14 protein-coding genes are annotated in these 14470 nt (G+C 40.8%); all 14 read left to right on the top strand.

From position 1 onward, the window contains the following. Nucleotides 1-31: 31 nt before the first annotated feature. A complete protein-coding gene (gene rfbC, locus NYE35_RS28960) occupies nucleotides 32-568 on the top strand; it encodes a dTDP-4-dehydrorhamnose 3,5-epimerase (protein WP_341122319.1) in 537 nt (178 codons plus the stop codon). Then, the gene (locus NYE35_RS28955; RefSeq protein ID WP_341122317.1) at nucleotides 565-1500 is read left to right on the top strand and encodes an NAD-dependent epimerase/dehydratase family protein; all 936 of its coding nucleotides are present in this window, start codon (nucleotides 565-567) and stop codon (nucleotides 1498-1500) included. The genes rfbC and NYE35_RS28955 overlap by 4 nt, the downstream gene beginning before the upstream one ends. Next, on the top strand, nucleotides 1484-2668 hold the full coding sequence (locus NYE35_RS28950; protein ID WP_341122316.1) for a class I SAM-dependent methyltransferase: 1185 nt from the start codon (nucleotides 1484-1486) through the stop codon (nucleotides 2666-2668). Before NYE35_RS28955 ends, NYE35_RS28950 begins: the two co-directional genes overlap by 17 nt. Nucleotides 2669-3040: 372 nt before the next feature. Continuing rightward, a complete protein-coding gene (locus tag NYE35_RS28945; RefSeq protein ID WP_076279145.1) occupies nucleotides 3041-3385 on the top strand; it encodes a hypothetical protein in 345 nt (114 codons plus the stop codon). A gap of 135 nt (nucleotides 3386-3520) precedes the next feature. Then, nucleotides 3521-3904 (top strand): flagellar protein FlaG, encoded by a 384-nt coding sequence (locus NYE35_RS28940; RefSeq protein ID WP_076137249.1) that lies wholly within the window; start codon nucleotides 3521-3523, stop codon nucleotides 3902-3904. A gap of 21 nt (nucleotides 3905-3925) precedes the next feature. Continuing rightward, a complete protein-coding gene (gene fliD / locus NYE35_RS28935; RefSeq protein ID WP_341122315.1) occupies nucleotides 3926-5419 on the top strand; it encodes a flagellar filament capping protein FliD in 1494 nt (497 codons plus the stop codon). A 22-nt stretch (nucleotides 5420-5441) separates the two neighbouring features. Beyond that, entirely contained in the window at nucleotides 5442-5831 is a 390-nt protein-coding gene (gene fliS / locus NYE35_RS28930; RefSeq protein ID WP_036678499.1) for a flagellar export chaperone FliS, read from the top strand. Then, nucleotides 5824-6159: a hypothetical protein gene (locus NYE35_RS28925; RefSeq protein WP_341122314.1), complete on the top strand. Its 336-nt coding sequence runs from the start codon at nucleotides 5824-5826 to the stop codon at nucleotides 6157-6159. Before fliS ends, NYE35_RS28925 begins: the two co-directional genes overlap by 8 nt. A gap of 234 nt (nucleotides 6160-6393) precedes the next feature. After that, complete coding sequence (locus tag NYE35_RS28920) at nucleotides 6394-6591, top strand: cold shock domain-containing protein (protein WP_019915069.1); 198 nt, start codon at nucleotides 6394-6396, stop codon at nucleotides 6589-6591. A 317-nt stretch (nucleotides 6592-6908) separates the two neighbouring features. Continuing rightward, entirely contained in the window at nucleotides 6909-8342 is a 1434-nt protein-coding gene (locus NYE35_RS28915) for an S-layer homology domain-containing protein (protein WP_341122313.1), read from the top strand. 229 nt (nucleotides 8343-8571) lie between these two features. After that, entirely contained in the window at nucleotides 8572-9120 is a 549-nt protein-coding gene (hpf, locus tag NYE35_RS28910) for a ribosome hibernation-promoting factor, HPF/YfiA family (protein WP_036678506.1), read from the top strand. Nucleotides 9121-9390: 270 nt separating this feature from the next. Next, complete coding sequence (gene secA, locus NYE35_RS28905) at nucleotides 9391-11898, top strand: preprotein translocase subunit SecA (RefSeq protein ID WP_036678509.1); 2508 nt, start codon at nucleotides 9391-9393, stop codon at nucleotides 11896-11898. Nucleotides 11899-12262: 364 nt separating this feature from the next. Then, a protein-coding gene (gene prfB / locus NYE35_RS28900) for a peptide chain release factor 2 (RefSeq protein WP_143758633.1) occupies nucleotides 12263-13376 on the top strand; the annotation gives its coding sequence in 2 pieces (ribosomal slippage) (nucleotides 12263-12334 and nucleotides 12336-13376; 1113 coding nt in all). Between the two features lie 99 nt (nucleotides 13377-13475). Beyond that, on the top strand, nucleotides 13476-14360 hold the full coding sequence (locus NYE35_RS28895; RefSeq protein WP_036678511.1) for a YitT family protein: 885 nt from the start codon (nucleotides 13476-13478) through the stop codon (nucleotides 14358-14360). Nucleotides 14361-14470 lie beyond the last annotated feature (110 nt).

The raw sequence follows: 14470 nt of genomic DNA, 5'->3' as shown, positions 1-14470 counted from the left end.
TATAGCAACAGAGTAAATGGAGGCAGATTAAATGCACTTTACAGAAACGACATTAGCTGGATCCTATCTAATAGAATTGCAGTTATTAACTGATTCGCGGGGGCATTTCGCAAGATCTTGGTGTCATGAAGAATTCGCGAGTCGAGGATTGGACAACTCTTTTGTACAGTGCAATATTTCATATAATAAAAAAAAGGGAACCTTAAGGGGCTTACACTATCAGGCATTTCCTTATGAAGAAACAAAATTAGTTCGCTGTACTAAAGGTTCCATTTATGATGTTATCGTTGATATTAGGCCTAATTCACCGACCTATAAACAATGGTTTGGTATAGAATTATCAGAGACTAATTATAAAATGCTTTATATACCCAAGGGTTTCGCACACGGATTTCAAACTTTATCTGATGATACTGAAGTATTTTATCAGATGGGCCAAGTTTATAAAGATGAGTACGCACGTGGAATAAAATGGAATGATCCGGACTTTAATATAGTATGGCCGAAAGAAGAAAATGATAGAATAATTTCCGAAAAAGATTTGAATTATGTTAGGTATAAGCAATGAAAAAAATTATTGTAACTGGTGCAAATGGATTTATAGGAAGTCATGTACTAAATGAGTTGGCAGTAAAAGAGGATCAAATCTATGCAATTACGTCAAGTCTTGTAAACAAAAAAAATACCGATAAAATTACTTGGCTGAAGGTCGATTTACTCAATGACGATCAGATGAGGGAGATGTTTACATTAATAAATTCTCCTACGCATCTTTTGCATCTTGCATGGGACACTACACCAGGTCAGTATTGGAATTCGTCTGCGAATTTTAAATGGCTAAAAGCGAGCTTATCACTATTTGATATGTTTTGTTCTTTAGGAGGAAAGAGGATTGTAGGTGTGGGATCCTGTGCCGAATATGATTTGAGTCAGGGGATTTGCAGTGAGCTGGAGACTCCTCTTAATTACAATAGTATATACGGATCTAGTAAAAATTCATTATTTCATATGTTAATGTCGTACCAAAAACATTATGGAGTTTCTAGTGCATGGGCACGGGTGTTTTATTTGTATGGCCCTCGGGAACATGAACTTCGTCTGGTTCCTTCTGTTATTTTATCCTTATTAAAAGGTGAACAAGCAAAATGTACACATGGACAGCAAATTCGTGATTATCTGTATGTTAAGGATGCAGCAAAAGCGTTAGTTAATGTATTAGATAGTGAGATTAGTGGTCCTATTAACATTGGTTCAGGTAAGCCAATTAGATTGCATGAAATTGTAAGTAATATAGCGGATATTCTAAATAAGAAGGAACTTATTCAGCTTAATGCAATCCCAGCTTCAGTAGATGAACCGGAAATTGTGTTGGCTAACGTAGAACGGTTGAGAGAAAATATTGACTGGAGTCCTTCTGTCACTTTAGTACAAGGAATATATGAAACCGTAGAGTGGTGGCAATCCTATCTTTTTGGAGGCAAGAATGGTGACGAGAAATAACTGTCCAGTATGTGAATCAACAAATCTAAAGAGCATCATAACTCGTGAGAATATACCAGTGTTTCAAAATCTATTGATTAATAGCTTAGAGAGCGCAAAGCAGATTGTAAAAGGTGATCTAAACATTCTCCAATGTATAGACTGTGGTTTTGTTTATAATAGCTCTTTTGATTCGGATAAGGTTGTTTATGGTAGTGATTATGAGAATACTCAGTCCTATTCGTTGTATTTTGAAAAGTATTTAAATGAACTTACTTCTAACCTTGTTAATAAAAACGGCGTAAGAAATCTAAATGTTGTAGAAGTAGGTTGTGGAAAAGGTATTTTTCTAAGAAAAATAGTTGAAGCTGGCAATAATTATGGATATGGATTTGATCCGAGTTATATTGGACCTGATGTGGAGCTAGATGGGAAATTGAGATTCGAGAAGAGGTTGTACGATGAAGAGTGTGTTCATATAAAGGCGGATGTTGTTATTTGCCGGCATGTTATAGAACATATTTCGGAGCCACTAGTTTTACTAAAGACAATTAGAAAGGCACTAATTCATTCTCCTAATGCTAGAGTCTTTTTTGAAACACCATGTGTAGAATGGATTTTTAATAATAAAGTAATGTTTGATTTTTTCTATGAACATTGTTCTTATTTCAATAAGAGTTCTCTAGCTAAAGCATTTGAATTAGCTGGATTTGAAGTAGTGAATATTGAACATCTATTTAATGGCCAATATATGTGGTTAGAGGCTAGGCTTGTGGAGACTAGTGAGAAATTCGATGATTTCACATCTATAATGGATATTGTAACAAATAGTATGCAGTTTTCTCAGCATGAGAGGGAATGGAAGCAGAAAGTACAGGATCGTCTCGCTGAGCATTCTGAAAAGGGTGAAATTGCGATTTGGGGTGCAGGTGCCAAAGGTGTAACCTTTTTGAATTTAATTGATCCAGATTTGAAGTATATTAATTGTGTAATAGATGTGAATCCAAATAAAGTAGGCAAATATTTACCTGGAACAGGTCATGAAATAGTTGGTATTAACGTATTACAAGACAAGGAGTTATCAACGGTAATTGTAATGAATCCTAATTATTTGGAAGAAATTAAACAGATAATTGTACAGCAGCATTTAAATATAGAGCTAATAAATATTGACTCTTGGAATGATTGAAAAAATCCACCTTTCAAAACATGTTAATGGAAAGGAGCGATTCTAATAGAACTATCCCTCCCTTTATATAACTTTAAAGAGTATACATCAGCTCAACTTAATCATTTTTTTCCAGACAAACAAATAGTCCATTTTCAAGAAGTTGGGAACTCTCTATTTGATCTTGCCTTAGATCGTACAGAGTATTGTTTTTCCAAGATAGCTTTGGAGTCTTACAGGAAAAATGGTACTACATTCTTCAATCATCTGCATTCTGATCAATACGCTATTTTTCTTTGGTTCTTGTCGAATACCGTATGGAAAGAAAGTGGAAATACGGCATTAGCTAATAAAATTTTTTATATTAATAAAGCATTTCATGGATTTAGTTGTATGTACGATACGAATTTACCAAATATTTTTTTGCTCTTTCACACTGTGGGAACGGTGCTGGGCAAGGCTGAATATTCCGATTTCTTAGTCGTTGGGCAAGGTAGTACGGTTGGGGCTCAAAATGGAATCTATCCGAAGCTGGGGAAAGGTGTATCGTTACTGCCTTATTCCTCAATCGTTGGTAATTGTATAATTGGCGATAGAGTTTCAGTAGGGATTGGTGCATCAGTCTATGAAAAGAACATTGAAAGTGGAATGGTTGTTTATAGAGAAATGGACGGATCCATTAGATGTAAATTTAAACAAAGATGTTGGGCACAGCAGCATTTTTTAATAGATATATAACATACTAGTTTATAGAAGAGGCACTATTATTGATCTAGAGTTAACCTATTAAAAATAAATTCATAACTCCACTGCAATAACTTTGATCTTATACCGATATATAAACTAATACTAATTTTCGTGGAGGTTTTGCTAATGGATTTCCAGTTTTCTCTATCAGCCAAATCGATAGATCGGACTAACAGTAATCCGAATTACGAGACCACTAATAAGAAAGATAACAACGAGAGAACGAAAGCAAATAGTGCCTCGGACTTAATTACAATGGAAAGACAAGGAATTAAGGTTCCAATTGGGGAAGAACAACTGCTCCGAAACATCGCTCGTGCTGTTAAAGCATTAGAAGGGCCAACGACCTCCTTGGAAGTAAGTATTCATGAGAAAACCCACGCCTTAATGGTAAAAGTTATGAACAAAGAAACAGGTGAACTGATACGTGAGGTTCCACCTGAAAAAACACTTGATTTGGTAGCTAATATGATGGAAATCGCTGGAATTCTTATTGATGAACGTGTATAGAGAGGAGCTGTATGAGACGCGATGAGAGTAAGTGGACTTTCTTCTGGAATAGATGTTGATAGTATTGTAAAAGAAATGATGACAGCAAAACGGGAACCGCTAAATAAACTTAATCAACAGAAAACAATTTTGGGGTGGCAAAGAGACAGCTATCGTGAGTTTAACGCTAAGTTAGTTGACCTTAAAATGAATAAATTGATTAAATGGAATACTGCCTCCCAAATGAATTCACAAAAAGCTATTGTGTCGGGAAATACATCTGCGATTCGGGCCGAGGCTACTGCAGCTGCTAATGGAGTTGAAATGTCGGTTACTGTGGAAAAGCTTGCATCTAAATCCTCATTAGATTCAACAACTAAATTAACAACGTCTTCTGGCGCAGGTAAAGCTACACTAAATACGCTACTTAGTGACTTAGTAAGTAGTACAGCCTCTCCTTTTGAGCTTGTGATTGACGGGGGAGAGACAATTACCTTTACATCTGAGGATACCATTTCAACAGCCATGGCTAGAATTAATAACAGTTCGGCAAACGTAACTGCGGTCTTCGATGAAGTTAGTGGGAAGTTGTCGATTAAGGCTAACAAATATGGAACAGACAATGTTATTGAAAATGATAAGTTAAGTGGTTCTTTTTTAGACTTAATGAATATGGATCGTAATGACCCTAGTTCATTCCACGGTGCAGCTGATGCATTAATTAAAGTGAAAACATCCGGAGTGGAAGAAGAATATACTTCAAACTCTAATACGTTAACAATAAATGGGGTGGAACTTACACTTCTAGCTAAAAGCGATACCACTGGTGGTGTCTCAACGATATCGACTCAGACAAGCCCTGATAAGTCTATGGAAACCATCAAAGCATTTGTCGAAACATATAATGACCTTATAAGTCTAATGGCAAACAAAATAGGTGAAGAGAAGTACAGAGCTTATACCCCTCTGACAGATGAACAGAAAGCAGCAATGACAGACAAAGATATTGAGTTGTGGGAGGAGAAGGCTAAAAGCGGCTTGCTTAAAAATGACTCTATTCTTTCAACTGCAATTTCGGATCTACGATCAGCAATAACATCAAAACTAGGCGATCTTAGTTCAATTGGGATTACTACAGGGCAATATTTTGAGAATGGAAAACTGTATCTAGATGAGGATAAACTTAAACAAGCTATATTAACCAATCCTCAAAAGGTAAATGATTTATTCCGCGGTACAGCAATAGATAAAACAGGAGGAATATTTGGGGCGGTATCTAATGCAGCCGATAAAGCCTTGGATAAAATTGTTTTGAAGGCAGGTACATCAAAATATTCTACAGATATTAAAAGTGTATATAAAACAGAAAGTGTTATGGGTAGAATGTTGAAGGATTATGACTCGCGAATCAGTAATTTGCAAGATCGCTTAAATGATTTGGAGACCAGATATTACAAACAATTTACTGCGATGGAAACAGCAATGAATAAATACAACTCTCAGTCCTCAAGTTTGACTAGTCTCTTATCGAGTTAATATGAAGTAAAGGGTGACACAAATGATAAATTCTCCTTATGAAAAATACCGTCAGTCATCGGTAAAAACATCGACCCCCTCACAGTTACTGATTATGTTATTTGATGGAGCGATTAGATTTGTAAGGGCGGGTATGGAAGGAATAGATTCAGTTGACTATCAAAAGACAAACATTAACCTGGGGAAAGCGCAAACAATTGTTAGTGAATTGATGTCGACACTGGATCCTACCTATGACATATCTAAAAGTTTGAATGATCTATACGAATATATAAATCATTTGTTGATTCAAGCAAATGTGAAGAAGGACAAGGTACCTGCAGAAGAGGCGTTACAGTATTTGACTGAGTTTCGAGTAACTTGGTTAGAGGCGTCAAAGCTGGTACCAACACATGAGAAGACCCATGGATAATTGTATCTTAGAGTTAAATAAGATTACTCAAGATATTATTAATAGACTAGATAATTGTTCATATGAAGAATTAAATGATTTCGTCGAACAACGTCAAATTTTGATAGATCAACTCGAACAGCATGTGAAAAAACAGTCGATCGGTGTAATCCAGCATCATCAGTTACGAGAGTTGTTGGAGACCGATCCTATGATAATTACAAGAATGCAACAACTTAAAAGCGAGGCAGCTAAGTGGCTTCAACAGAGAGAACAGGCCAAAACACAGCGCAACGCCTACGAGGCCGCCTACACCCCAGACAGTTTTCTTATGGATCGCAAAAAATAATTTATCGGTGTTTCACTATAGGAGTAGACGGGTATTAAATACCGTCTGCTCCTTTTTTTGATCATTGTACCGAATCTATTTCTTGTTTATGGAAAATTTAATAGTTTATTTTACGTGGTAAATTATTGAATGTAAACATTTTCTTTTCCAATTGACAATAAAGAAGTTACGGTGGTATAGTCGAATTGTGAGCAAGACTCACGTTCATCTGATGACGAAGGGAATGTTTAATCAATGGAAGGTAAAGTAAAATGGTTTAACGCAGAAAAAGGTTATGGTTTTATCGAGACTGCAGACGGTGGCGACGTATTCGTACACTTTTCCGCGATTCAAACTGATGGTTTCAAGACATTGGATGAAGGTCAATCCGTAGAATTCGATATCGTTGAAGGTGCACGTGGACCACAAGCAGCTAACGTAATCAAATTATAATCATCCGGCGAAGCCGAACTACATATAAGTAGATGGTTAGCAATTTAGACAGCGCTAGCAGGGATCTTGGAATCTTCCAAGATCCTTTTTTTGTGCGTTCATATGTGTCTAGTATAGCCAATCCTAGTAAAGAAAATAGCCTATTTTGTAAATTCATTTTATGGAAAATGTTAGAACTCTGCAAAAGGTGGGTAATAGATATACGTTGAGCTGTTTATCTTACCTCGACACACACTATGTTAGCCTAGGTTACTACATTCACGAAAAAATTCAATATAGCCTAAGCTATCAAAACAATTAGGAGGGTGATTAGCAGGATGAAGAAGATGTGGCGCGGTCTTATGACCGGAATATTAGGTACTAGTATGTTATTAGGGTCTCTCGGCAGCGTATCTGCTGCAACTGTACCTAAGGATATTCAAGGCCACTGGGCACAAGGTCAGCTGCAGGAATGGCTAGATAGAGGATACCTTGGAGGCTACCCAGATGGAACGGTGAAACCAAACAAAGCAATTACGCGTGGTGAGTATGTGACTATGGTAAATCGCCTGTTAGGGTTTACAACTAAAGCAACAGTAACTTTCAAAGACATGAAGAGCACAAACTGGAATTACAGTGAAGTGGCTAAAGCCGTGGAAGCTGGATATATCGGAGGATACGAGGATAATACGTTCCGTCCTAATAATCCGCTTACAAGAGAAGAGGCAGCTGTAATTACTGCAAAATTACTTAAATTGAGCACCAATACAACTTCGAACAAATTTAAAGACAATGCACAAATTGCAGCATGGGCAAAAGGTGCTGTAGCAGCCGCAGTGGAAAAGAAGATTGTTAACGGTTATCCAGATGGAACCTTCGGTCCTAAGAGATCGTTAACACGTGCCGAGGCTGTAGGTATTATCAATACTTCAGCTATCTATTATCCTGGTAGTGGCACAGGTGGTGGTGTAACACCTACACCAACTCCAACGGCTACTCCGACACCAACAGCTACACCAACCCCAACTGCTGCTCCAGGTGGTAGTACTGGCGGAGGTTCTGGCGGTGGTAACGGTGGCGGAAGTAGCACAGCGCCAACAGTAAGTGGGGCAACCTACGGTAATGTTGGTTCGGTCACAGCGGATGTATACCTGACACCTTCCGTAACTGGTGCAGTATACTATGTTGTAGCTCCTTATAATGCTGATGTAACTGCTCCAACTGCATTGCAGGTGGAAAAAGGACAAATTAGTAACGGGACTGCAAGTGGTATCCATGGTAGTGTTGCGACTGTAGCTAACACAACGGTTACATTCTCTGTTTACGGATTGAATCCTGGTACAGAATATGCAACATATATCACGCTTGCGGATGTAGCTGGTAACTTATCTACTGTAACGACAGTTCGGTTGACTACTGCTCAAGCTACTGCTAGCTCGATTTCGCTTTTTGAGCCGGGACAAGTTAGTACAGTTACAGCAGATGTATATGTTAAATATGGTGTAACAGGTGGCGATACAACCCCAGTTAGATATGTAGTATTGCCGGCAAATGAGAAGGCACCTACTGCAGCGCAGATTGCCTTAGGTCAAAATGGTAGCGGTACTGCATTGGCTGCTCCATGGACTAACACGCTTACGTTTGCTCCTGGTGTAAAGCATACACAGACTTTAACTGGTTTAGCAGCAAATACTGCCTATAAGGTATATGTTATTGCAGGATCGGGTTCTCAATGGTCTCCTGTAGAAATTATTCAAATTCATACCAAATAGCCTGACCTTATGTGATTTCATTCGGAGAATATAAGAGTGGAATCCGTACTATAATAACGACAGGTTTACTTTTGGTCCGGTAGGGCGATTGGTTGCTCTTACCGGACTTGTTTTATTTGTGAACGCTATGACAACATTTGTTATCTAAATGTAAGGGCTGTAAGGAATTGCTTTTTACTTAGCGCTTACAATTTGGTATAATGAAGGTGTAACTAAAGGAGGAGTGGCCATGCAATTCACCATTCGAGGTCAACAAATTGACGTGACCGACGCTTTGAGAGAGTATGTTGATAAGAAGCTCAGCAAACTTGAGAAGTATTTCGAAGCACCCCCTACCTCTGAAGGGTCTGTGACGCTTGGCGTAGTTCGCGGCCTTCATACGGTGGAAGTAACCATTCCGCTTGCTGGCGTGACGCTTCGTGCGGAAGATCGCAGCGATGACATGTATGCTTCCATAGACGCCGTTGTGGACAAGCTGGAACGCCAAATTCGCAAACACAAAACGAAGCTGAACCGTAAGTTCCGTCAAGAGGGACTCAAGACGCTGTTTGTGGATGGAGCTAGTGCCGCTGTTGCTGTAGAAGAACAAGATTATGATGATTTAGAAGTGGTTAGGAACAAACGCTTTACGATGAAGCCGATGGATGTGGAAGAAGCGATTCTTCAAATGAACATGGTAGGACATAATTTCTTTGTGTTTTCCAATATCGACACCTCGGAAGTTAGCGTAGTTTACAAACGTGATGATGGTAAATATGGACTGATTGAACAGGGCTAAGATACGATGATGCCAGTTATGCTCTAAGTATAAAGGGCCTCGAGAGTTAGTCAGGACTTAAGAAATTTAAACCGAGCCCCTATTCGCTTATAGCGAATAGGGCTCTTGTGCGTATATATGAAAAAATGTGGCTGTTACACCTTGTATTGCGGCATCTCTTACAAACTGTTACAATTTATGAAGCAGCGGAATCGAATTTATAAATGGCCCTTTCAATTTTGTGAGGATGGGCTCGGTTCCACCATCTGTGTTGCATGAAAGGGGTTAACCATGCTAGGACTTGTAAAGAAAATATTCGGAGACACAAACGATCGTGACGTTAAACGTCTCATGAAGACAGTCGATGTAATTAATGGATTGGAGCCGGAATTTGTAGCACTATCCGATGAAGCTTTAAAAGCTAAGACGGAAGAGTTCCGCGCCCGTATTGAGAAAGGCGAAACCTTGGAAGAAATTCTTCCTGAGGCGTTTGCAACCGTACGTGAAGCTTCCAAACGGACGCTTGGCATGCGGCATTTTGATGTACAATTAATTGGTGGTATGGCTCTGCATGAAGGTCGAATCTCCGAGATGAAGACTGGTGAAGGTAAGACTCTAGTAGGAACATTGCCGGTTTACCTGAATGCTTTGCTTGGTAAAGGCGTACATGTAGTAACGGTCAATGACTATTTGGCTCAGCGCGACAGCGCACAAATGGCACAAATCTATAACTTCCTGGGCATGACGGTTGGGGTTAACCTAAGCGGTATGGACCATGCTGATAAACAAGATGCTTACGCCTGCGATATTACGTATGGCACGAACAACGAATTTGGTTTCGATTATTTGCGTGACAACATGGTGCTTTATAAAGAACAAATGGTTCAGCGCCCTCTTTATTTCTGTATTATTGATGAAGTGGACTCCATTCTTATTGATGAAGCCCGTACACCTCTTATCATTTCCGGACAAGCTGAGAAGTCTACTGAATTGTACTTTGCAGCAGACCGTTTTGTGAAAAAGCTTAAAGCTGAAGAAGACTACACAGTTGATATCAAAGTGAAGTCCGTAGCCTTGACTGAAAAAGGTGTAGCTACTGCTGAACGCGCTTTTGGTATTGAGAACTTGTATGATCACAGTCATGTAACCTTGAATCACCATATCGTCCAAGCCCTGAAAGCAAACGTAATTATGCGTCGTGACGTAGACTACGTTGTTAACGAGGGTGAGGTCGTTATTGTTGATGAATTTACGGGACGTTTAATGTCAGGCCGTCGTTATAGTGACGGTTTGCACCAAGCGATTGAAGCGAAGGAAGAAATCGAAGTACAGAATGAGAGCATGACGCTTGCTACGATTACTTTCCAGAACTATTTCCGTATGTATCGCAAATTGGGCGGTATGACAGGTACAGCTAAAACTGAGGAAGAAGAGTTCAAGAAGATTTATGGTCTTGAAGTTCTTCAAGTTCCTACGAATAAACCAAATCAGCGCATAGATATGCCAGATGTCGTCTACAAGAGTGAGAACGGTAAGTTCAACGCTGTTGTGGCAGAAATTGTAGAGCGTCACAAAAAGAACCAACCTGTACTTGTTGGTACAGTATCGATTGAGAATTCAGAGCTCGTATCTGAAATGCTGAAGCGCAAAGGCGTTAGACACCAAGTGCTTAACGCGAAGCATCACGCTGCTGAAGCTGAAATCATTACACATGCAGGTCAGCCAGGTACAGTTACGATTGCTACCAACATGGCAGGTCGTGGTACGGACATCGTTCTGGGCGAAGGTGTGACAGATCTTGGAGGTCTGCATATCATTGGTACAGAGCGTCATGAATCGCGCCGGATTGATAACCAGCTGCGTGGTCGTGCGGGTCGTCAAGGGGACCCAGGTTCTACACAATTCTACTTATCCCTTGGTGATGAGTTGATGAAGCGTTTCGGCGCTGACAACGTTTTGAGTATGATGGATCGCCTTGGGTTTGAGGAAGATCAGCCGATTGAGAGCCGCATGATTACGCGTGCTGTGGAATCTGCTCAGAAACGTGTTGAAGGTAATAACTTTGATATTCGTAAAGTCGTATTGCAATATGATGACGTTATGAATCAACAGCGTGAAATTATTTATAAACAACGCCGTGAGATTCTGGAGTCTGAAAATATTAAAGATATCGTGCTTGAAATGATCAAGCCGGTTATTGAACGTATTGTTCACGCACACTGCAGTGACGATATTCCTGAAAACTGGGAGCTGCAAGAAGTTGCTGATTACGTAAACAGCAAGCTGCTTGAAGAAGGTGCTTTGACTCGCGATATTCTGTGGGGCAAGGAAGCAGAAGAGATCATTGAGTACATCTTCGAACGTGTACTTGAGAAATATGCTGCTCGTGAAGAACGCCTGGGTTCAGAATTGGTACGTGAATTCGAGAAGGTAATTGTGCTGCGCTCCGTGGACAGCAAGTGGATGGATCATATCGATGCGATGGATCAATTGCGTCAAGGGATTCACCTGCGTGCTTACGGTGGTACAGATCCACTTCGCGAGTATCAATTCGAAGGTTTCGAAATGTTTAATACTATGACGGCTACGATTCAAGAAGAAGTAGCTACTTATATTATGAAGGCTCACATCGAGACAAATCAGGAGCGTCAATCCGTTGTAGAGGAAAATAAAATTTCCACTAACAGCGAACCTGCTGAGAAACGTCCGGTACATGTTGAGGCTGCGGCTGGTCGTAATGATCTTTGCCCTTGCGGAAGCGGCAAGAAGTACAAGAACTGCCACGGTCAAAACGCATAAGACAAACGTTTAGTAGCGCTCATATTCAGGTGTTGAAGATGTAAGTCTTTAACCCTGATCTCTATGGGTATACTAACCATAAAGAGCGGCTGGGCCCGGGGGTATCCCCCGTTTACGGCCCAGTCGCTTTTTTGGATATTTAGCACTTGAGTGAATGTGGAATGGAGAGAAGGTTTGGAACTGGAAAAACGGAGTGTTGCCTTTGTTTCGGGATTCCAACCGCTATGCGGTTATCAATTCAAGGAATCTGGAAACAACAGCGATCGGAAGTCCAATCCTTCTCGGAATGGCTGAACATTCACTCATTACTAACTTTCCAATAGCGAGGACCGTAACAACCTATTTTGAAAGGTGAAGTGACCATATGATTGAAGCTAATGTAAAGCAGGATCTGCGTGAAATAGGCAAGAAACTAACTGACCTTAGGGGGTCTCTTTGACTTAGATCTTAAGCAAGAGATGATCTCGAACTTTGAAGAAAAAATGGCTGCTCCAGGCTTCTGGGATAATCCAGAGCAGGCACAGAGCGTGATCGGCGAGATGAATGCCGTGAAATCGTCCGTGGATCAATACGAGAAGCTGCAACAAGAATACGACGATGCTGCAATGATGGCGGAGCTTGCGGATGAAGAGGGCGATGAAGGTCTTGCGGCAGAGATTGGGGAGACGATCAGCAGTTTAGGCAGTAAAGTTGATGAATTCGAGCTGCAATTGCTACTTAACCAGCCGTATGACAAGCTGAATGCTATTCTTGAGCTCCATCCGGGTGCGGGCGGTACGGAATCCCAAGACTGGGGCCAGATGCTGCTGCGGATGTATACCCGTTGGGCTGAAAAACGTGGATTCAAGGTTGAGGTGCTGGACTACTTACCGGGTGATGAAGCGGGAATTAAGAGTGTCACACTACTTATTAAAGGCTTCAACGCCTACGGATATCTGAAAGCTGAAAAAGGTGTACATCGGCTAGTACGGATTTCTCCGTTTGACTCTTCGGGCAGAAGACATACTTCTTTTGTATCCTGTGATGTCGTTCCGGAAATTGCCGATGATGTAGAGGTTGAGATTCGTACGGAGGATCTTAAGATCGATACGTATCGTGCAAGTGGCGCCGGTGGACAGCATATTAATACCACAGACTCCGCGGTACGGATTACTCACTTACCTACGGGTGTGGTGGTAACCTGTCAGAACGAACGTTCACAGATCAAAAACCGCGAACAAGCGATGAAAATGCTGCGTTCCAAGCTATATGAGCGCAAACTGCAAGAGCAACAGCAGCATTTGGATGAGATTCGCGGTGAGCAATCCGATATTGCTTGGGGCAGTCAGATCCGTTCCTATGTATTCCATCCGTATAACATGGTTAAGGATCACCGTACTTCCGTGGAAACGGGGAATGTTGGCGCTGTGATGGACGGAGATATTGATGCATTCATTGATGGTTACTTGCGTAGCCAGATCAAGATTGAGGCAGAATAAAAGAGAGTTTCGGGGAAACGGATACCATTCATGGATTAGGATGGGATGGCCGTTTCTTCTTTCGTAGAGCAAGATGACACTTTAAGGAGAGCCTTTGAAATGCAAAAAGTCAATTCACGTAATAAACCCCCACTGATTCCTCTGAATGGGCCACTCCGACATGTGGTGGATACGATGTTAATTTTGCTCGGATCGCTAGTTACAGCGCTGGGGTTTAATCTTTTTTTTCTGCCTAATCATATTGCTTCTGGTGGTGTATCTGGTCTGTCTGTATTGGCTGAAGCTTGGTTTGGGGCTGAACCGGCATTTACGCAGTGGGCGCTTAATATTCCGTTGTTTGTACTCGGGGTAATCTTCTTGGGTAAACAATACGGAGTTCGCTCGCTGCTTGGGAGCTTTGTGTTGCCGCTCTTTATCTTGTTGACAAAAGATTTGCCTGCACCTACCACCAATCCACTCTTAGCTTCCATTTATGGCGGTATCTGTGTGGGGGTGGGGTTAGGTCTTGTGTTCCGCGGACGGGGCTCGACAGGTGGACTTACTATTTTGGCGCAGATTATTCAAAAGATATCCGGTCTCAGCTTCTCGATTTCCGTAGTGCTGTTGGACGGGACGGTCATTGTGCTGGCTGCTTTTATACTCGGTATGGAACAAGCACTATATGCACTGATCGGTCTGTTTGTTACAGGTAAGGCCATTAATGCGATAGAGGTAGGCTTCCGTTATACAAAGGTGGCTTACATAATCTCGGACAAGACGGAAGAAATATCTGAGGCGATTTTGAATGATCTGGATCGGGGTCTGACGAAGCTAGATGCACATGGCGGTTATACTGGTGATGAGCGTACGGTGTTGATGGTTGTAGTAGGCCAGAATGAGGTTTCCAGATTAAAAGCGATTGTTCAATCGGTAGATACTAGTGCTTTTGTGATTATAACTGAGGCGCATGAGGTGCTGGGTGAAGGGTTTAAAAGAGAAGTGTAATTTCTCCTCAAGGAGAAGCTATGCTTCTCTTTTTTTGTAAATACAATTATATTTAGGAATAAAGAAAGTTAACACTATGTGTTGTATTTATATTAATTGAGTCGTATAAT

The sequence above is a fragment of the Paenibacillus sp. FSL L8-0494 genome, from assembly GCF_038003695.1.
Classification (GTDB): Bacteria; Bacillota; Bacilli; order Paenibacillales; family Paenibacillaceae; genus Paenibacillus_AQ; species Paenibacillus_AQ odorifer.
This window is presented reverse-complemented; position numbering and strand designations above follow the sequence as displayed.

Coding starts and splice junctions, on each gene's coding strand:
- rfbC (WP_341122319.1), top strand. CDS start 32: ATGCACTTTACAGAAACGACATTAGCTGGATCCTATCTAATAGAATTG.
- NYE35_RS28955 (WP_341122317.1), top strand. CDS start 565: ATGAAAAAAATTATTGTAACTGGTGCAAATGGATTTATAGGAAGTCAT.
- NYE35_RS28950 (WP_341122316.1), top strand. CDS start 1,484: ATGGTGACGAGAAATAACTGTCCAGTATGTGAATCAACAAATCTAAAG.
- NYE35_RS28945 (WP_076279145.1), top strand. CDS start 3,041: ATGTACGATACGAATTTACCAAATATTTTTTTGCTCTTTCACACTGTG.
- NYE35_RS28940 (WP_076137249.1), top strand. CDS start 3,521: ATGGATTTCCAGTTTTCTCTATCAGCCAAATCGATAGATCGGACTAAC.
- fliD (WP_341122315.1), top strand. CDS start 3,926: ATGAGAGTAAGTGGACTTTCTTCTGGAATAGATGTTGATAGTATTGTA.
- fliS (WP_036678499.1), top strand. CDS start 5,442: ATGATAAATTCTCCTTATGAAAAATACCGTCAGTCATCGGTAAAAACA.
- NYE35_RS28925 (WP_341122314.1), top strand. CDS start 5,824: ATGGATAATTGTATCTTAGAGTTAAATAAGATTACTCAAGATATTATT.
- NYE35_RS28920 (WP_019915069.1), top strand. CDS start 6,394: ATGGAAGGTAAAGTAAAATGGTTTAACGCAGAAAAAGGTTATGGTTTT.
- NYE35_RS28915 (WP_341122313.1), top strand. CDS start 6,909: ATGAAGAAGATGTGGCGCGGTCTTATGACCGGAATATTAGGTACTAGT.
- hpf (WP_036678506.1), top strand. CDS start 8,572: ATGCAATTCACCATTCGAGGTCAACAAATTGACGTGACCGACGCTTTG.
- secA (WP_036678509.1), top strand. CDS start 9,391: ATGCTAGGACTTGTAAAGAAAATATTCGGAGACACAAACGATCGTGAC.
- NYE35_RS28895 (WP_036678511.1), top strand. CDS start 13,476: ATGCAAAAAGTCAATTCACGTAATAAACCCCCACTGATTCCTCTGAAT.